The sequence below is a fragment of the Streptomyces sp. NPDC020845 genome, from assembly GCF_044334165.1.
Taxonomy (GTDB): Bacteria; Actinomycetota; Actinomycetes; order Streptomycetales; family Streptomycetaceae; genus Streptomyces.
In genome coordinates, this window is the sequence record NZ_JBIRSJ010000014.1 from 144705 (window position 1) to 163744 (window position 19040).

Below are 19040 nucleotides of genomic sequence, written 5' to 3' on the forward strand. Positions count from 1 at the left end.
GACGTATCCCTTCAGTTGACGAGGGGGAGGAGGCGACGGCCCGGGGTCTTCCAGTCCTCGTACACCGGGTGGACCGTGTCGTCCCGGACCAGGTGGGGCTGGAGCAGCTGGTCCTGGTGCTCGGTGAGTTCGCGTCCGGACACCCCGGCGGCCCGCCACCAGTTGGAGATCATGGAGTGGCGCAGCATCCGGCACAGATGGCGGCCGTTGCGGTGCACATCGCCGCTCTCCGCCATGTGGTACGCCCGGCAGCCACCGCCGCAGGCCGCCCGGATGTAGCAGCGGCGGCAGTCCTTCAGGTTCTCGCCGCTGAATACGCTGTTGCCGCGCATATCGGCCAGCACCGGGGCCGCGAAGAGTTCGGTCAGCCGGTGCTCCCGTACATTACCGGCCTTGTGCACCGGCTCGGTGACGAGTTTGCACGGATACACATCGCCCAGTGAATTTATATAGATCTCATTGCCGCCCATGCCGCAGTTTCCCCTGATGGTGCAGGGCTTGCTGGCCTTGGGGCCGTCGGGGAGCAGCTTGTCGGCCATCGGATTGGTCCAGAAGAATGTCTGGATCTTCTGGAAGTCCCGCCATCCGAATTCATATCCGTCGGTCGCCGCGCGGCCGAGGTCCGAGTGGTACATGAGGCGCACCCGGCGCACCTTGAGATCGTCCACGAATTCGCAGACCTTCTCCAGGGCGTCCACGTTCTCCGGTGTCACCACATGATTGATGACGGGGACGACGCCCGCCTCGTTGAGCAGTCCCAGACCCTTGCCGGTCCGGGCGAACGTGCCCTTGCCGCGGGTCCGCTCGTGTATCTCCGCGGTGCCGCCGTCCACGCTCACGGTCACCGTGCCGAAGATCTCCGAGATCTGCCGTGCGATCTCCGCCGTGCGGATCATCGTGCCATTAGTGATCATGTTGACGGTCAGTCCGCGCTCGCGGGCGTGCGATGCGACCAGGAACAGGTCCTTGCGCAGCATCGGTTCGCCGCCTGTGAAGATCATCTGCCGCACGCCCAGGTCCGCCGCCTGGTCGACGAGGTCGAGCGATTCCTCGGTGGACAACTCCCCGGGCAGACACTTCTCCGATGAGGCATAGCAGTACGGGCAGCGCAGATTGCAGCCGTCGGTGATCGCGTAATAGACGGTGGTGAGGCTCGGCTCGGGCTGGCGCACCGCCGGGCGATGGCCGGGCAGATAGACGATCCACTTGAGCACGAGCTTGGCCAGGACACGCTCCACCTCGGCGGATCCGCTGTCGGACGACGGGGGCTCCTGGCCGCGGCTGAGCGCTTTCAGCACGGCGGATTCCGGTTCGGTGAGCACACACCAGGCGGCCAGTTCGGGGTTGGCGACCAGCCGCCTTTCCGAGTGCCGGAAATAGACGAGATCTTCGGGAACGATCAGGTCGGACCACTGTTCCAGTAGCTTCATCCTGCACCTCCCATGAGCAGGCGGGGCCCGGCCGCGCGCCGGGCCCCGCCTGCCGGCTGACGGGGACTGCCGACAGCCGTCGGTCAGATCTCGAGTCTCGGCTCGGACTCCGCGTTACCGGACCCGGCGCCGGCACCGCCCGAACAGTCGCAGGAGCACGGCTGGTCGATGTCGAACTCGATCGGAAGCATTTCCGGCTTCACCCAGACAGGACTTTCCATGATTCATCCTTTCTCGCGATTGGCGCTTGCGGATACCCGCTCCCGGACAGGCCGGCCCTGATTTTCGGGCGCGCCGGACGATGGGGGCATGGCGTATTCCCATCGCAAGGGCGGGCATGGGTTGTGCGGCAGATCGGCCGAACCCTCACAGCATTGGGGCGGTCGGTCGGAAGTGTCAACAGGAACAAAGCGATCCGGATGGTAGGCGATCGGGGTGCCCGAGCGGGCACTCTATTCACGCCATTTTCCTCCCGTCGATTTAATGACGCCCGAGAGGCCCTTGTGCTCCGCGTGTCGATCATTTCTGTATTTCGCCGGCGAGTGGCGGGAAGCGACGGAAGTGACGGGAGTTATTGGATTTTCTTCCGGCCCGCGGCCTGGCATGCTGGCCATGTGAACGGACCGGAGATCCATGTCAGCCTGGCCCCCGAACTGCGGATGTTCGCCGTCCCCGAGCGACGCCGGGACCGGACCGCCGTCCGCACCGACGGGGCATCCACGCTCGGACACGTCGTCGAGTCGCTGGGCGTTCCGCTCACCGAGGTCGGCGGGCTGTTCGTGGACGGCCGCGAGACTCCGGTGTCGCATGTGCCCCGTGCGGGGGAGTCCGTTGAGGTGCGCGCGGTCGTGCGGCCGCAGCGGGTGCCCGGCGCACCGCTGCGCTTTCTGCTCGATGTGCACCTGGGCACGCTCGCGCGGCGGCTGCGGCTGCTGGGCGTGGACGCGGCGTACGAGAGCGAGGACATCGGCGACCCCGCCCTGGCCGCGCTCTCCGCCGCTCAGCGGCGGGTGTTGCTCTCCCGGGACCGGGGGCTGCTGCGCCGGCGCGAACTGTGGGCCGGCGCGTTCGTCTACAGCGACCGCCCCGACGATCAACTGCGCGATGTGCTCGGCCGGTTCACCCCGCAGCTCGCCCCCTGGACGCGGTGCACCGCGTGCAACGGCCCGCTCGAGGACGCCGACAAGGACGCCGTCCGCGAGCGCCTGGAGCACGGCACGCGGCGCACCTATGACGTCTTCGCCCAGTGCACGGTCTGTGAGCGCGTGTACTGGCGCGGCGCGCACCACGCCCGGCTGGAGGAGATCGTCCGGCAGGCGATGGGGGAGTTCGGCGCCCCCATTGACGACAGGCCCTCGCCTGCGCGTTTCGGTTGAGGTCGGCAAAATGCACCCCGTGGAGCAGGAATGGACTAAACGATTCCATTCCCACCCATGGCCCAACTTGTGACTTGCGTCACAGCCCATCGGCAAAGGATCACAACTCTGTATCCCTGTGCGACGATGCCACAGTGTTGGCCTCGACGAAGTGACTAAGCGTTTTGGTCGGCCGTCATACGGGGAGGCAAGAAATGCCGACGGTGATTGTTATCGGATATAGACCCGATCTCGACCAGGCTCTGCGGCGCCGAGGCTTGGATCCCTTCTATATCGCGCAGGAACCGGCGATCCCCCCGAAGGATCGACGATTCAAGCGTGTCATCGACATCGAGAACGTCCAGGAAGTATTGCGGGCGGTGCTCTCCGCGGGCATCGATGACGTGGTCGGGGCGCTGAGCGTCCATGAAATGGGCGTATTCGGGGCAATCTATTTGCGGCAGCAGCTGAATCTGCCCGGGAATACAGATTCAAAGACGGCTCTTTATTTCCGGGACAAGTACCTTCAGAAGAGCAAGCTGCCGCCTCATATCAAGCGGGCCCGCTGTCGATACGTGTCACAGGACACCTCGTTCGCGGATCTCGCCGACGACCTGGGGAGCGTCTTCGTGGTCAAGCCGGCGACCGGCGCCGGCTCGCTCCGCACCAGCATCGTCCGTTCCCCGGGGGAGTATTCACGAGCCCTGGAGCCGTTCCCGGGCCACTCGGATGTCCAGATCGTCGCCGAATCCTTCATAGACGCCCCGGAAGTTTATATCGACGGGGTCTGGGAGAACGGCGATCTCCGATGGTCGTCCATGAGCAATTACCACGTATCACCGCTGACGGCCGCGCAAGGCGGCATCATGGCCGCCTATCTACTGGACAAAAGGCGGCATTCGGCACTTTTCCATGAGTCGGAGACACTCGCCGACCAGGTACTCACCAGCCTGAATGCGCCTGATTGCGTATTCCACTTGGAGATCTTCACCACGGAGGCGGGGCTGACTTTCGGCGAGTGTGCCATCCGTATTCCAGGAGGGCTGACCCCGCAGATGACCCAGTTGACATTCGGCGTCGACCTCTTCGACGTCGAAATCAGCCTCGCGCTCGGGGAAGGGGCATCTCAAGAACTGAGCAAGAACAGGACGCCGGATCGATTCCACGGCTGCATTCTGTTGCGCCCCGGCAAGGGCGGCAAGCTGACCCAAGCGGACTTCGAACGCAACTTCGTCTTCGATGAGATTGATTACAATTCATCTCCTGATGCGCCGATCGGGCCATACGGCCTCGTCGGCAAGGCAATCGTATCCGACCCGGACGAGCTGAAACTGCAGAAAAAGATCGAGGACATCGTGCGCTTCAACGAGACCGGGTCCACCTGATCCGCCGGCCCCCCCGGAGCGAGCCGTCGGCCCGGAACGTCCGGCGCCCATGAGATCACCTCGCCGCGCTCCTCTGCGCCGCGGGCGCCACGCCGCGTCCGGCCCCGGCCGCATTCACCTGTGACTCACCGCCTGTGACCCGCCCAAGATCCGTGACATCCCCAGGGTCCCCATAACCATCCGTCCGTGATGGGAATTCAGCGCCAGGCCCCGTGTCGTTCGCGACACGCCGCGCCCGAGCCTCTGCTCCCTCTTGTTTTCCGTGACTTCCGATCGGAGGACTTCCCCATGCCGGATCGACTTCCTGCTGCGACGCTCCCTCAGCTGCTTGAACGTGCCTCGTCCGACACCACGCACGGCGTTACATTCATTGGTGGTCCGTTCCTGTCGTACGCCGAGTTGCGGGAGTGCGCCTGCCGGATTTCCCAAGGGCTGCGCGACTACGGCACCGCCCCGGGCGACCGGGTGCTGATCGAGGCCAATGATCCGGAGAATTTCTTCCGCGCCTTCTGGGGGTGTGTGCTCGCCGGTGTCGTGCCGTGCCCGATCGCACCGCCGGCCGACCCCTCCCGATGGCGCGCCCAACTGGAGCATCTGCGCACCCTCTTGGGCGACCCGCTGATGGTCGTCTCCAAGTCGGCCCATGGAGACCTGCCCGATATCGGGCTGCGGACCGTGACGGTCGAGGAGTTGAGCCATGCCTCGGCCGAGCACGATCAGCTCCATACGCCCGCCCCGGACGATCTCGCCCTGCTGATGCTCACCTCCGGATCCACCGGATCGAGCAAGGCGGTCAGGCTCACCCACGCCAATCTGCTGGCGGCTCAGGCCGGAAAGGCGGGGGCGCTGGAACTGGGGCCCGAAGACAAGTCGTTGAACTGGATCTCGGCCGATCACATCGCCGCGATCGAGGCACATCTGCTGCCGATGTTCAATGGGGCCGATCAGGTCATGACAACTCCGGCCACGGTGCTGGCGGACCCCGTGGAGTTCCTGAGGCTGGTCGCGGCTCATCGGGTGCGCGTGACCTTCACCCCCAACTTCCTGTTCGGACAGATCAACCAGGCCCTCTCCGGGCGGCAGCCCTCGCCGGAGGAGCTGGATCTGTCAGGGGTGCGGCACATCATCTCCGGCGGCGAGGCCACCGTGACCGCCACCGTGCGGACATTCCTGGGTACGCTCGCCCGCTACGGGTTGCGCGAGGACGTGATAGTGCCCGCGTTCGGCATGACCGAGACATGCGCGGGCTCCATCTTCAACCGCGACTTCGCCACCCAGGACCTCGAGACGGAGTTCCCCCCGCTGGGCCGCCCGGTGCGGGGCCTGCGGATCCGTATCACGGGCGGCGACGGCGCGGTGCTGGCCTCCACCGACGAGCCCGCGTCGGCCGAGCCGGGCGAGGTGCAGCTGCGCGGCACGATGGTCTCCGCCGGCTACTTCGGCAATGAGGAGGCCACCGCCCAAGCCTTCACCCCCGACGGCTGGTTCCGCACCGGCGACCTGGGATACCTCGACTCCGAGGGGCGGTTGATGCTGGTCGGCCGCACCAAGGACTCCATCATCGTCAGCGGCGTCAACTACTACAGCCACGACCTGGAAGCGGTCCTCGACGAGCTGGACGGGGTGAAGCGCGGGCAGGTCGCGGCCTTCCCGATCCGGCCGGAGGGGGCCGACTCCGAACAGCTCGCCGTCGCGTTCGTACCGGCGGGCGACCCCGCCGATGATACGGCCGTCTACCGGGCCATCGTGTCGATCCGCAGCTCCACGGTGATGCACTGGGGGTTCCGCCCGCAGCTGATCCTCCCCGTCGCCGAGGCCGATCTCCCCCGCGGCAACCTCGGCAAGATCCAACGGTCGCGGCTGCGCGCGGCCGTCGAAGACGGCAGCCTGGACGCGGCGGCCCGTCGGTCGGACGAGGTCAGCACCCGGTTCCTCGGCGGCTATGTGGCGCCGGAGGGCGACGTCGAGACCGCCCTGGCCGCTATCTACGCCCGCGTGCTGAACACCGAGAAGGTGCCGGCGACCGCCAGCTTCTTCGATCTGGGCGGGACCTCGCTGGACGTGCTGCGGCTCAAACTGGAGACTCAGCTCGAATTCGGCATCGACGATCTGCCCATGTCGACGCTTCTGCAGGCCCCGACCGTACGAGCGCTGGCCGGCCGCCTGCGGGGCGGGCGGGTCGTCGACGCTGCCGGGGACTCCGCCTACGATCCGCTGGTGCCGCTTCAGGTCACCGGGGACGGGACGCCCCTGTTCTGCGTCCATCCCGGCCTGGGGGAGGTGCTGGTGTTCATCAACCTCGCCAAGTACTTCACGGGCGAGCGGCCGTTCTACGCGCTGCGGGCACGCGGGTTCGGCCAGGGCGAGACCCACTTCGCATCGTTCGACGAAATGGTGTCCACCTATGTGGAGGCCATCCGGCGAGTGCAGCCCAGCGGCCCGTACGCCGTCGCGGGGTACTCCTACGGTGGGGCGGTGGCCTTCGAGATCGCCAAGCGGTTGGAGGCCGACGGCGACCAGGTCGACTTCGTGGGGGTCTTCAACCTGCCGCCGCGGATCTCCGGCCGTATGAACGAGATCAGCTTCACCGACGGCGCCATCAACCTGGCGCTGTTCCTGGAGTTGATCAACGCCGCCGATATCGAGGAGCTGACCGCCACGCTCCGCCCGCTGCCCGAGCCCGATCAGCTGGCCTATCTGATCGACCACGCGCCGAAGCGCCGGCTGACCGAACTGGACCTCACCCTCGAGCGGTTCACCGCCTGGGTCGACCTGGCCCAGAGCATGGTGCACCTGGGCCGCGACTACGAGCCGTCGGGGTCGGTCGGGCAGGTCAAGGTCTTCTACTGCACCCCGCTGCGCGGTACCAAACAGGAGTGGCTGGACGACCAGCTGAGCCACTGGAACGAGTTCACTCGCGGCGCCAACACCTTTATCGAGGTCGACGGGGAGCACTACACCTTGATGAGTCCGCAGCATGTGCACACGTTCCAGGCGACCTTGCGGCAGGAACTGGCCCGCGCGCTCGGCTGAGGACCGGTGCCCGGCAGGAACCGACGCTCGGCTGAGGACCGGCAGAGGCAACCGCTCATACGACCAGGAGCCGCTGAACATGCAAGGCAAGAAGATTCTCATCACCGGTGGAACGGGACAGGTCGCCAGGCCCGTCGCCGAGGCGCTCGCCTCCGACAACGAGGTGTGGTGCCTGGGCCGGTTCGGCGACGCGGACGCCCGTAAGGCCCTCGAAGAACTGGGCGTCCGCACCGCCACCTGGGACATGGCCACCGACGATCTGGAGGGCCTGCCGCGCGACTTCACCCACGTACTGCACTCGGCGGTGCACCGGGGCGACGGCCATGACTTCGAGGAGACCACGCGCATCAACGCCGTCGGCACGGCACGGCTGATGACCCACTGCTCCGAGGCCGAGTCGTTCCTGTACGTCTCGTCCGGCGTGGTCTACAACCGGGCCGATCGGACACATCGATACCGGGAGAGCGACCCGCTGGGCGGGGCGGCGCCGTGGCTGCCGACGTACCCCGTCGCCAAGATCACGGCCGAAGGGGTGGTGCGCGGCCTGGCCGAAACACTCAGGTTGCCGACGGTGATAGCCCGCCTCAACATCGCCTACGGTCCGTACGGTCACGGCGGCGTGCCCATGATCTTGTTCAGGGAGATGCGCAGGGGACAGGCGTGCGCGGTGCCCCGCGAAGGGCAGAACTACTGCAACCTGCTGCACACCGATGACGTCGTCCGCCAAGTACCGCTGCTGTGGGGCGTCGCGCAGGCGCCCGCGCGGGTGGTGAACTGGGGCGGCGACGAGGAGGTCGGCATCACCGACCTGCTGGAGTACATGTCCGAGCTCACCGGAGTGCCGGTGCGACTGGACCGCGGCGACTACAGCCGGGAAACGGCGATCTTCGACCACGACGTCCGCCGCGGCCTGATCGGCGACTGCTCCATCGGCTGGAAGACCGGTATCGCCCGCACCCTGTCCGACCTGTTCGAGGAGTACCGCGACCGCATCGACGAGCACATCGCCGCACACGGAACATCCAAGTGACGAAGAGGAGTGGGGATTCGAGCATGCGCAGGTCCGCAGATATCGACGCGCTTGAGCAGGTACTGTGCGCAGCCCTCGGCTCCCGCGCGCCTGTGTGCTCTTTGGCCCGCCTTGGCCAAGGTGCCCGCGCGTTCGCCGACCTGGACCCTGCGGTGCTCGAGCGCTCCACTCTCGTCGCCGGCGGGGCCCCGTACCTTCCGACGAGCCCCGCCCCCACCCCTCATGCCCTCGAAGAACTGCTCCGCCGCGCCGAGGCGCTGGACGTGTCCCAGATCCTGGTGCCCGGCGTGCGCCGCAGTGATGACACCGGCCCGCTGCGGGCGGCAGGGCTCGTCCCCGTCGCCGCCGAAAGCGAGTGTGTCGTCCGGCTGCCCAGGGAGCCGGCGGCGGGCGCTTTGGACGATGTCCTGCGGGAGCGCCTTGGCACCCAGCAACTCGGCGAACTGCGCCGCCGCCACGAGGAGGTGTCCCGTGACGTCACCTGGGAGCACATCCCGCTGAGTGACCTCGACGGGAAGCCCTGGGCGCGGGATGCCTTCGTGGAGCTGCATCAGCGCCAGGCCGAGCGCGACGAGGGCCACGACAACCTCTACAACGCCGACGCCCTCGACGTACTGGCACAGGGAGTGCTGGCGGACCGCACCGAGATGTTCGTGTGCCGCAGAGAGAACACCGTGGCCGGGGCCGGGCTCATCACGAGGTCCCACAACGGCAGGGGGCTCTACGTCCTCACCCAGGCCCTCGGCCACGACGATCCCGATGCGCGCCGCGACTTCTCCCTGGCGTCCGCGTACCGGCTGTACCTCCACGCCCGACACTCCGGCCTGGACTGGGTCCACCTCGGCCGGGGGGAGGCGCACCACATGCGGCGCCTCGGGGCGGACCTTTTCGTCCCCCTCGACCACTGGCTCCGCGCTCCCGGACTCGCGGCCCCGGAGAAGGCGGAGGAGCAGGCGCTGTCGGAGTTCGCGACGCCCCCCGTCGCGGCGGTCCCGGTCCCGGGTCCGGCCCGCTTTCGAGCTGTGCCGCGGTTCGACCAGATCGACCTGTCGAGTAACACCAACCCGTTTCTGGGTACCGATGGCAACTATCCCGACCTGGACACGGCAGAGCTTGCCCACACATATCTGACGACCATCTCGCAGCTGCCCGGTCACGACGGCGTCGATGCGCTGACGGCGGAACACCTGCTGTTCACCAGCGGGGCGGTGGACGGCGTCCTGCTGCTCCTGGCGGCGCTGGCCTCGCCGGGCGAGGGCGTCTGCGTCACGCCCCCCACCTTTCCGCTCTACAGCCACTTCGCCCGCGTCCTGCGCCTGCCCGTCACCGAGGTGCCGCTGGGTGGCGACGATCTGTCCCAGGTCGACACCGAGCGGATCCTGGCGGCAGATCCGCGGGTGACCTTCCTGTGCGATCCGGGCAACCCCTCTGGCACCAGGATCGATCCCGCACAGGTGCATGCCCTGGTGACACGCGGCCGTGGACTGGTGGTGATCGACGAGGCCTATGTCGAATTCAGCGAGAAGCCCTCGTATGCCGGGTTGGTTGCCCAGCACGACAACCTCATCGTGCTCAGGACGCTCTCCAAGGCATGGGGCCTGGCCGGAGCGCGCTGCGGGATCGCCCTGGCCGACCCCGGCATCATCGAGGCACTGCGGCGGGTGCAGGTGCCCTTCGGGTTCACCAACGCATCGCAGCGCGCCGCACGGGACCGGCTGACCAACTCCCAACCGGTGCTCGACGGCATCCGGCGCATCCGCGCCGAGCGTGATCGGATGGCCGGGGTACTGGCCGACCACCCCGCCGTGGACCGGGTGTTCCCCTCGGAGACCAACTTCCTGCTGGTCCGGTTTCACAAGCACGAACGCGTCGTGGATCAGCTCAGCGGTGCGGGAATTCTCGTCGCCGACGTGGGGCGTCTCGTCCCCGATACCTGCCGCATCACCATCGGCGATCAGCATGCGAACGCCGCCCTGCTCGAAGCACTCTCCTCTGCTCTGTGAGCCATATCGTTCAGCCGAAAGGATCCGGTCGTGGGTAGCGATTCTTGCTCCGATTCCCCTCTTTCCAGCACTGTCGTCGCCGAAGGGTTCGATCGCTGGAGCCCCGAGCTGAAGAAGGAATTCGACAACAACGCCCATAACGGCCGCGTTGGTCAGTCACTGTTGAAAGAGACCGATTCGCTGCGCATCTGGGAGACCCATCTCCAGCCGGGAGAGCGGATTCCTGTCCACCGGCATGTCCTGGACTACCACTGGATAGCCCTCACAGACGGCCTGGCCCGTCAGCACAACAGCGATGGCAGTACGCGGGAGATTTCCTATGTCCGCGGCCAGACCCGGCATTTTTGTTGCCCCGAGGGGCAATATCACCTGCACGATCTGAAGAACATCGGCGATGAGGTTCTGTCGTTCTTGACCATCGAGACAAAGGGCGGGCCCAACGAGCCCATTCAGCTCTGAAGAGGATTGAGACGTACCGGCCCGCAGGGCGAAACCGCCCTGCGGGCCGACCGTTCAGCCTTCCTTCTTGGTGATCACGAACCGGTCGATCACCAGGTAGTCGATCTCGGTGGCGAGGAAGCACTCCAGCGCGTCCCGCGGTGAGCAGACGATGGGCTCACCGGCCACATTGAACGAGGTGTTGAGGAGGCAGGGCACCTCCGTACGCGCCGTGAAGGCCCGCAGCAGCCGCGCGAGCTCGGGGTTCTGCCGCTCGTCGACCGTCTGGATCCGCGCCGTGCCGTCCACATGACAGGCGCCGGGGATCCGCTCCCGGTACTCCTTCCGCACCGGGAAGACGAAGGTCATATACGGGGATGAGGTCTTCTTGCCCAGCTCGAAGACGCGCGGAGCCTCGGATTCAAGGACGACGGGCGCGAACGGGCGGAAGGGCTCCCGGTGTTTCACCCGGAGATTGATGATGTCCTTGATGTCGGGGAAGGCCGGGTTGGCGAGGATGCTGCGGTTGCCCAGGGCGCGCGGGCCGAACTCGGCGCGGCCCTGGAACCAGCCCACGACGTTCTTCCCGGCCAGCAGCTCAGCCGTCCGCTCGGCGACCGCGGCGGCGTCGGGCTCCTCCTGCCATTCGACTCGATCCGCGTACTCCGCCAGCGCGTCCAGGACCTGCGTCTCGTCGTATGAGGGCCCCAGATAGGGGGTGGTGACCGCGTCGGCGGGCCGGTTCCTGAGGCCGGCGGTGTACACGGCCGCGCCGATGGCGACGCCCGGGTCGCTGGCCCCGAAGCTGACCTCCATCCCGGTGAACGACGACCTCTCCAGCATCTTCGTATTGGCCACGCAGTTGAGCGCCAGACCGCCCTCGAAGAGCAGGGTGTCCAGGTCGGAGGCCGCGGTCAGCGTCCGCAGCTGATGAGCGGTGATGGCCTCGACCATGTGCTGGGCCAGCCCGGCGACCTTGACCCGGAAGTCGAACTGCTCGCGCTTCTCGCTGTCGCCGCCGAAGAGGCTGTCGAACAGCGCGTAGTAGGCCCCGATGTCCATGGGGATGGAGATGGTGTACGAGCCGTCCTCGTGCAGCCGCACCACGCGTTCGAGCAGCGGGTTGTGCTGTGGCGGCGGGCCGTACGCGGCCAGGCCCATCACCTTGTACTCGTCGTTGTTGGGTACGAACCCCAGATAGCGGGTGATCCGCCCGTAGGCCACGCCGAGCGAGCTGGTCATGGGCACGGTGCCGCCCTCGAACAGGCTGACCACGCCGTTCCGCAGCTCGCCCATGACGGCGGACAGGGTCTCCGCCCGGCCGTCGCTCACCAGGAAGGCGGCGTCGCCCCCGCCGGCCAGGTAGGCCCCGCACATGAGATGGGCCAGATGGTGGGGCACCAGGGTGAGTTTGTTGGGATCCAGCTCATAGCCCGTGCGCTGGACGAAGTCGCTGTACACCGCCTCGCGGCTGAACATGCCGGTGTAGACCTCGCCGGCGCTGCGCAGGGCGTCGAACTTGGCCGTGACCGGCAGGTCGGAGTCACATATCTGCGAAATCATCTCCTCGGCCACGGCGGGCGAAAATCGCCAGGGGAAAGCGAAAACGTCCACCTGATCGAGGTCGACACCGGCGGAGTCCAGGCACCACTTGATTGCCTGGGCCGGAAAATCGGAGGTCTTCTTGACCCGGCTCAGCCGCTCCTCCTCGACTGCCGCAACCAACTCGCCGTCGATCACAAGAGCCGCCGCGGCGTCATGGCCCACCAAAAGATTACGGCCGACACCGGTCGCGCCGTAGAGACGTCCGAAAAGCTCCGCGCCTCTGCTGAATCCGTTGTAACCGAGCACGATCACTGGCTCTCAGCCTCCCAAGCACGACAGTAGCCAAAGCTAGAACAGGCTACTCGGCCCGCATACACGAGGGATAGGCATGATGCGTAAACAGATGGTGGTTTGATTTCCCGGGGGACGGCGCCTCCGGGAGAAATTCGCACCGAATGTCGTACCGCTCAATATCCGACACACGGGGAGGATTTCCCGTGCCGATGACCGCCGCCCGGGCGCGGGGCTCGAGGTCCGGTGGGCGGGCCAGGCGGTCGACCGGTCTGTCGGCTGGTCCATCGACCGGTCTGTCGGCCAGTGTCGGTGCCATGGATGAATCGTGTCAACTTCTTTGGGTGGCACAACCCTTGACGCACGGCCGCGTACGCCCATAGCTTCCTGGCCATCAAATCGAAACGTTTCAACTTCAGGCAGGTCGCGACTCGGGGACCGCCCTGCCCCCGAAGGAGACGCACGCCATGACCGGATCCGGATCAGTCGCAGGGCCCCGTATGAGCCGCAGACGGGCGCTGGCCGCGGGTGGCGCGGCCGCCGCCGCATGGGCCGTGGGGCTGCCCACCCCCGCCTTCGCCGATGCCCCCGACCCCGCCTCCACCGACGTCGAGGCCGCCCCCGCCCGGTTGGCGCCCTTCCCGCTCTCCGCCGTACGGCTGCTGGAGAGCCCGTTCCTGGCCAATATGCGGCGCACCCTGTCCTATCTGCGCTTCGTTGACCCGGAGCGGCTGCTGCACACCTTCCGGCTGAACGTCCAACTCCCCTCCACCGCCCAGCCGTGCGGCGGCTGGGAGGCGCCGAACGTGCTGCTGCGCGGCCACAGCACCGGGCATCTGCTCTCCGCGCTGGCCTTCGCCCATGCGAACACCGGCGAGCAGACGTACGCGGACAAGGCGCGCGGAATCGTGGCGGCGCTCGCCGAGTGTCAGGCCGCCTCGCCCGGTGCGGGCTACCGGACGGGATATCTGTCCGCGTTCCCCGAGCGGATTTTCGACGACCTCGAGGCGGGCGGCAAGCCGTGGGCCCCGTACTACACCATCCACAAGATCATGGCTGGGCTGCTCGACCAGCACCGGCTCAGCGGAAACGACCAGGCCCTCGAGGTGTTGCGGGGGATGGCGGCCTGGGTCGACTCCCGCACCGCCCCGCTCGACGAGGCCACCATGCAGCGGCTCCTCGGTGTGGAGTTCGGCGGTATGAACGAGGTGTTGGCGGGGCTGTACCTGGTCACCGGCGACCCCGTCCACCTGCGGACCGCGCGCCGCTTCGACCACCAGTCGCTCTACGGCCCGCTGGACGAGGGGCGCGACGAGCTCGACGGGCGCCACGCCAACACCGAGATCGCCAAGATCGTGGGCGCGGGCGAGGAGTACCGGGCCACTGGGGACCCGCGCTATCTGCGGATCGCGCGGAACTTCTGGGACATCGTGGTGCGCGACCACTCGTATGTCATCGGTGGCAACTCCAACCAGGAGTTCTTCGGCCCGCCCGGGCAGATCGTCAGCAGGCTGTCGGAGGACACCTGCGAGAACTGCAACAGCTACAACATGCTCAAGATCGGCCGTCAGCTGTTCCTCCACGAGCCCGGCAGGGCGGCGTACATGGACCACTACGAGTGGACCCTGTACAACCAGATGCTCGGCGAGCAGGACCCCGACTCCGACCACGGCTTCGTCACCTACTACACCGGTCTGTGGGCCGGGTCGCGCCGGCAGCCCAAGGGCGGCCTGGGCTCGGCGCCGGGCAGCTACAGCGGCGACTACGACAACTTCTCCTGCGACCACGGCACCGGGATGGAGACCCACACCAAGTTCGCGGACACCATCTACTTCCGTGACGAGGACGCCGGCGCCCTGTACGTCAACCTCTTCATCCCCTCCGAAGTGACGTGGGCCGAGCGCGGATTCCGGCTGGTCCAGCGGTCCGGCTACCCCGACACCGACACCGTCCGGCTGACCGTCACCGAAGGCGGCGGGCGGCTCGCGCTCAAGGTGCGGGTGCCCGGCTGGCTGGCGGACGGGGGCCGTCGGGCCCGGGTGCTGGTGGGCGGGCACCCCCTGCTCGACCCGGCCGCCACACCGGTGCCGGGCCGCTATCTGACCCTCGACCGGCGCTGGCGCACCGGTGACACCGTCGAGCTGACCTTCCCGCGCGAGCTGGTGTGGCGCCCGGCGCCGGACAACCCGCACATCAAGGCGGTGTCGTACGGCCCGCTGGTGCTGGCCGGCGCGTACGGGGAGCACGGCCCGCGCACCATCCCGGACATCGAGCCGTCGTCAGTGCAGCGGATGGCGGGGCGTGGCGGGCCGGAGTTCACAGCCGTGGCCGAGGGGGAGAAGGTGCCGCTGCTGCCCTTCCACCGGGTGCACCACCAGAGCTACAACGTCTACTTCGCCGTTCCGCCGCGCGGCCCCGGGCGGCGCGAGATCGCCCACTTCCCGCTGGCCGAGGGCGCCGGGGCGACCAGCGCGGACGCGCTGCGCCGCTTCCCGGACGCCCGGCTGGCCGGCGGCGCCACCTGGACCACCGCGGGGCCGCGGGCGGTGGCGCTGGACGGGAAGGACGGCCATATCGCGCTGCCACCGGGGCTGCTGACGGGCCTGCCCCAACTCACCCTCTCCGTAAGGGTGTTCCTGGACAGCGTGGTCAACTCCGCCCGCGTCTTCGACCTCGGCTTTCACAAGAACACCTATCTGTTCCTCACCCCGCGCACCGGAGCAGGCAAGGCCCGCGCGGCGTGGAAGATCGCGGGCATGGAGGCGGAGGACTACATCGACGCCTCGGCCGCCCTGGAGCCGGGCCGGTGGACCCATCTGGCGCTCACCCTCGGCGGCGGCAGCGGCGTGCTGTACGTGGACGGCGCGGAGGCCGGGCGCAACGACGCGGTGGTGTCCGGACCGCTGCTGCTCGGCGCGACCACCCGAAACTACCTCGGCCGCTCCCAGAACCCCACCCACCCCTACCTGCACGGCGCCGTGGCCGACTTCCGCGTCCTGGGACACGCCCTGACCGCCGCCGAGGTCGCCGCGCTGCACCGCACCAACGGCTGACCCGTACCCCCGAACCTCCACCCCCGCCCGCACACCCTGTCCCTACGGGAGCACCCCCATGTCTGAAACCGGCACCCCAGAGCCCGAAAGACCGATCCGACCGACCAGGCGCCACTTCGTCGTGGCCTCCGGGGCGGTCGTCGCCGCACTCGGCACCGGCCTGCCCGCGGCCCACGCGGAGTCCGCGGCCGGCTTCCCCGCCGGCCACTTCACCGACCCCCGCCGCGACAGCCGCCCCACGGTCTACTGGTACTGGAACGGACCGGTCACCCATGAGCTGATCGACCGGCAACTGGCCGAGCTGCGCGACAAGGGCATGTACGAGGTCGTCGTCTTCCCCTTCGACAACGCCGAGATGAGCCCGGTGTTCTTCAGCGAGGACTGGTTCGACGTGGTCGGACACGTCCTGGCCGTCGCCGAGCGCACGGGGATGCGGGTGTGGGTGTTCAACGACAACCACTTCCCCAGTGGCCGCGCCGCCGGGCTGATCGTGAACGGCGGCACGGTCGGGACCCGCCACTACCCCGCCCGCCCCGAGCTGCGGCTCAAGGCGCTGTGGCGGTCCACCACCGTGGTGGAGGGCCCGGCCACCGTCGATCTGTACGACACCACGGGCGTCGGCGTCGAGAGCGGACGGCTGGTGGCGGACGCCGCGGTGCTCGGCGGCGCGGCCGTGCTGCGCCGCGGGGCCCGCTGGGGCGACTGTACGGTCACCGGCAGCGTCAAGGCCGAGACGAGCGCCGCCGGTCTGCTGCTGCGCGCCTCCGCCACCGGGGACGACGGCTATCTGGTCGAGTTCGATCAGACCGGGGTGGTCACCATCTCCCGGCGCAGCGGCGGCGAGCGGACCGAACTCGCCCGCAGCACCCGCACGGACGGATTCAACCGGACCAAGTTCCACACCCTGCGGGTGGCCGTCAGCGGCGCCACGCTCACCGTCCGGCTGGACGACAAGGACAAGGGCACGGTCACCGATGACGCCCACCCGGCGGGCAGCGTCGGTGTGCACGCCACCGGCACCCAGCGCGCCCTGTGGGAGGACCTGACCGTCACCGCGGCCGACGGCACGGTCCTCTACCGCGAGGACTTCGCCGACCCGGCCACCCCCGGTGAGTTCGCCACGCGCCGCGCACCCGGGACCGCCGCGCCGGTGGCGGCCGTCGCCCGCCCGGTCGGCGCCGACGACGCCGCGCGGCTGGTCGAGCTCACCGAGCGGCTGCGGACCACCCGCCGCTGGGAGGTGCCCGCGGGGCGGTGGCAGATCGATGTGTTCGGCGGGACCGTCCTGGCCGACGACACCCAGGGCTACAGCCGCGCCTACATCGACCTGCTCGACGAGAAACCCATCGAGCTGCTGCTTGACATGGTGCCCGGCGAGTACCACCGCAGATTCGGCCGCTACTTCGGCAGCGTCGTGCCCGGCTTCTGGGACGACGAGCCGTTCTTCGCCTCCGCCGAACCGCACTTCAAACGCTTGCCCTGGTCGCCCACACTGGAGGCGGCCCTGCGGGCGGTCGGCGCCGAGCCCGGCCGGGCGTACGCCGCGCTCTTCGACGACGGGCTCGGCCGGGAGGGCCGGGTGCTGCGCGGGCGCTTCTGGCAGGCGGTGTCCGACCGGTTCGCGCTCGCCTTCCGCAAACAGGCCCGCTGGTACGCCGAGCGGCGCGTCGCGCTGATCACCAACCCGCTCTACGACGAGACCGCCCCCGCCAAGCGCATCGCCTCCACCGGCGATCTGCACAAGATCAACCAGTGGGCGCAGATCCCCGGCGGGGACATCATCACCGCCGAGTACGAGGCGGGCAAGCCCACCATGATCCCGCGCAACCCGGCCAGCGCCGCCCACCAGTCGGGCCGCGAGCGGGTGTTGCTGGAGGCGTTCGGCAACATGGGCTGGCAGGTCGCGCCCGCCTTCGCCCACGCACTGCTGGGCGCGGCCGCCGCCCGGGGCGTCAATCTGACCGTGCTGCACGCACTGTGGACCGACGAGACACGGGTCTACTTCCCGCCGCCGTTCGGCCCGCGCGCCCCGTGGTGGTGGGCGATGCGCCCGCTGGCGGACTGGACCGGGCGGGTGATGGAGTCCGTCCGCGGCACCTCCGCCGCCCGCACCGCCCTGATCCAGCCGCAGCGCGCCGCCGAGCAGTGGCGCGGCACCGATCAGGGCACCGCGCTGGACACCGCGTTCGGAGCGGCGGCCCGGGCGCTGGAGAGCGCCCAGACCGACTTCGACCTCGTCCACGAGGGCGCCCTGTCCGGCGACCGGGGCCTGCGGGACCACGCCAGGACCGACGGCGGCACCCTGGCCGTCGGCCACGCCCGCTACGAGGTGGCGGTCCTGCCGGACACCCCGGTCCTGGACGCCGCCACCGTCCGTACCCTCGCCGAATTCGCCCGCGGCGGCGGCACGGTCCTCGCCGTCGGCGAACTGCCCGACCAGGAGGCGGGCGGCGACGACGCCGCGCTGCGCCGCGCCCTGCGGGCCCTGTTCCCCGAGCAGGCCCCGGGCAGCCGCCGGGTCGGCCGGGGCCGGGCCGTGCGGGTCGCGGACGCCGCCGGCCTGGGCGAGGCGGCCCGTACCGCGGGCGCCGCGGCAGCCGTGCTCGATCCCCCCGCCGCCTCGGTGCTGGTGCTGCGCACCACCTCCGGCCGGGACACGGCCTTCCTGCTCAACAACGAGAGCGCGGAAACCGTCGTCACCGACGTGGTGTTCCCGGTCGGCGGGGCACCGGAGCTGCGCGACCCGGTCACCGGCGCGGTCACCGCCGCCCCCGTCCACGAGTCGGCCGGCCGGCCCGGCGCCGAGGCCACCCGGGTGCCGCTGCGCCTGCGCCCGTACGAGACGCTGGCCGTGGTGTTCCGCGCGGGCGCCACGACCCGCCCCCATCTGACCCGGGCGGACCTTCCGGTCACCGCCGTGACCGCCGAGGGCGGCCGGCTGCTGGCGAAGGCGCTGGCCGACGCCCCCGGCCGGTACGTGTTCAGCGGCACCGACGGGCGCCACGCCTACGGTGGCGAGGCCGAGGTCACCGATCCGCTGCGGGCGATTCCGCTGGACGGTGACTGGACCGTGGCCTTGGAGCGGGACGGCGCCGAGCCCGTCGTACGGCCGCTCGGCAGCTGGACCGACCTGGACCCGCGTTTCTCGGGCAGCGCCACCTACACCAAGGACATCACCCTCACCCGGGCCGACCTGGACGGCCGCCGCATCCACCTCGACCTCGGCGAGGTGCGCGAGGTGGCCCGGGTGACGGTGGGCGGCGCCGCGCTGCCGCCCGCGCTGTGGGCCCCGTACACCGTGGACGTCACCGACCAACTGCGCCCCGGCGTCAACACCATCGCCGTCCGCGTCGCCAACACCCTCGCCAACGAGCGCGGCAAGGCGCTGCCGTCCGGGCTGCTGGGGCCGGTGGCGCTGCGCCCGCTGCGCCCGCTGACGGTCCGGCTCATCCGCACCGCCTGACCCGGGCCCGGCCG

At 69.0% G+C, this 19040-nt stretch carries 11 protein-coding genes; 8 read left to right on the forward strand and 3 right to left on the reverse strand.

What is annotated here, in order from left to right:
• Window positions 1-11: 11 nt before the first annotated feature.
• Both stsB and stsA read right to left on the reverse strand, forming a co-directional pair.
• Window positions 12-1430, reverse strand: a complete 1419-nt coding sequence (gene stsB / locus ACH4U7_RS34680; RefSeq protein ID WP_398531745.1) for a StsB family radical SAM/SPASM domain sactipeptide maturase — start codon at window positions 1428-1430, stop codon at window positions 12-14.
• Window positions 1431-1513: 83 nt separating this feature from the next.
• Window positions 1514-1651, reverse strand: coding sequence for a StsA family sactipeptide RiPP (gene stsA / locus ACH4U7_RS34685; RefSeq protein ID WP_370656695.1), 138 nt, complete (start codon window positions 1649-1651; stop codon window positions 1514-1516).
• Between the two features lie 393 nt (window positions 1652-2044).
• Between stsA and ACH4U7_RS34690 the strand changes: the two genes are divergently transcribed.
• The 6 genes from ACH4U7_RS34690 to ACH4U7_RS34715 all read left to right on the forward strand — a co-directional run bounded on the left by ACH4U7_RS34690 (window position 2045) and on the right by ACH4U7_RS34715 (window position 10695).
• Window positions 2045-2806, forward strand: coding sequence for a Mut7-C RNAse domain-containing protein (locus ACH4U7_RS34690; RefSeq protein ID WP_398531746.1), 762 nt, complete (start codon window positions 2045-2047; stop codon window positions 2804-2806).
• A 194-nt stretch (window positions 2807-3000) separates the two neighbouring features.
• Window positions 3001-4170, forward strand: coding sequence for an acetyl-CoA carboxylase biotin carboxylase subunit family protein (locus ACH4U7_RS34695; RefSeq protein WP_398531747.1), 1170 nt, complete (start codon window positions 3001-3003; stop codon window positions 4168-4170).
• A gap of 288 nt (window positions 4171-4458) precedes the next feature.
• Entirely contained in the window at window positions 4459-7203 is a 2745-nt protein-coding gene (locus ACH4U7_RS34700) for an alpha/beta fold hydrolase (RefSeq protein ID WP_398531748.1), read from the forward strand.
• 79 nt (window positions 7204-7282) lie between these two features.
• On the forward strand, window positions 7283-8233 hold the full coding sequence (locus tag ACH4U7_RS34705; protein WP_398531749.1) for an NAD-dependent epimerase/dehydratase family protein: 951 nt from the start codon (window positions 7283-7285) through the stop codon (window positions 8231-8233).
• Between the two features lie 23 nt (window positions 8234-8256).
• Window positions 8257-10236, forward strand: coding sequence for an aminotransferase class I/II-fold pyridoxal phosphate-dependent enzyme (locus ACH4U7_RS34710; RefSeq protein WP_398531750.1), 1980 nt, complete (start codon window positions 8257-8259; stop codon window positions 10234-10236).
• A 30-nt stretch (window positions 10237-10266) separates the two neighbouring features.
• Complete coding sequence (locus ACH4U7_RS34715) at window positions 10267-10695, forward strand: hypothetical protein (protein ID WP_398531751.1); 429 nt, start codon at window positions 10267-10269, stop codon at window positions 10693-10695.
• Window positions 10696-10749: 54 nt separating this feature from the next.
• Here ACH4U7_RS34715 and ACH4U7_RS34720 read toward each other — a convergent pair whose 3' ends face one another.
• Complete coding sequence (locus ACH4U7_RS34720) at window positions 10750-12531, reverse strand: carbamoyltransferase (RefSeq protein ID WP_398531752.1); 1782 nt, start codon at window positions 12529-12531, stop codon at window positions 10750-10752.
• Between the two features lie 446 nt (window positions 12532-12977).
• Here ACH4U7_RS34720 and ACH4U7_RS34725 point away from each other — a divergent pair, with 446 nt between their 5' ends.
• The gene (locus tag ACH4U7_RS34725; protein ID WP_398531753.1) at window positions 12978-15563 is read left to right on the forward strand and encodes a beta-L-arabinofuranosidase domain-containing protein; all 2586 of its coding nucleotides are present in this window, start codon (window positions 12978-12980) and stop codon (window positions 15561-15563) included.
• 58 nt (window positions 15564-15621) lie between these two features.
• Window positions 15622-19026, forward strand: coding sequence for a glycosylhydrolase-like jelly roll fold domain-containing protein (locus ACH4U7_RS34730; RefSeq protein WP_398531754.1), 3405 nt, complete (start codon window positions 15622-15624; stop codon window positions 19024-19026).
• Window positions 19027-19040 lie beyond the last annotated feature (14 nt).

Coding starts and splice junctions, on each gene's coding strand:
- stsB (WP_398531745.1), bottom strand. CDS start 1,430: ATGAAGCTACTGGAACAGTGGTCCGACCTGATCGTTCCCGAAGATCTC.
- stsA (WP_370656695.1), bottom strand. CDS start 1,651: ATGGAAAGTCCTGTCTGGGTGAAGCCGGAAATGCTTCCGATCGAGTTC.
- ACH4U7_RS34695 (WP_398531747.1), top strand. CDS start 3,001: ATGCCGACGGTGATTGTTATCGGATATAGACCCGATCTCGACCAGGCT.
- ACH4U7_RS34700 (WP_398531748.1), top strand. CDS start 4,459: ATGCCGGATCGACTTCCTGCTGCGACGCTCCCTCAGCTGCTTGAACGT.
- ACH4U7_RS34705 (WP_398531749.1), top strand. CDS start 7,283: ATGCAAGGCAAGAAGATTCTCATCACCGGTGGAACGGGACAGGTCGCC.
- ACH4U7_RS34710 (WP_398531750.1), top strand. CDS start 8,257: ATGCGCAGGTCCGCAGATATCGACGCGCTTGAGCAGGTACTGTGCGCA.
- ACH4U7_RS34725 (WP_398531753.1), top strand. CDS start 12,978: ATGACCGGATCCGGATCAGTCGCAGGGCCCCGTATGAGCCGCAGACGG.
- ACH4U7_RS34730 (WP_398531754.1), top strand. CDS start 15,622: ATGTCTGAAACCGGCACCCCAGAGCCCGAAAGACCGATCCGACCGACC.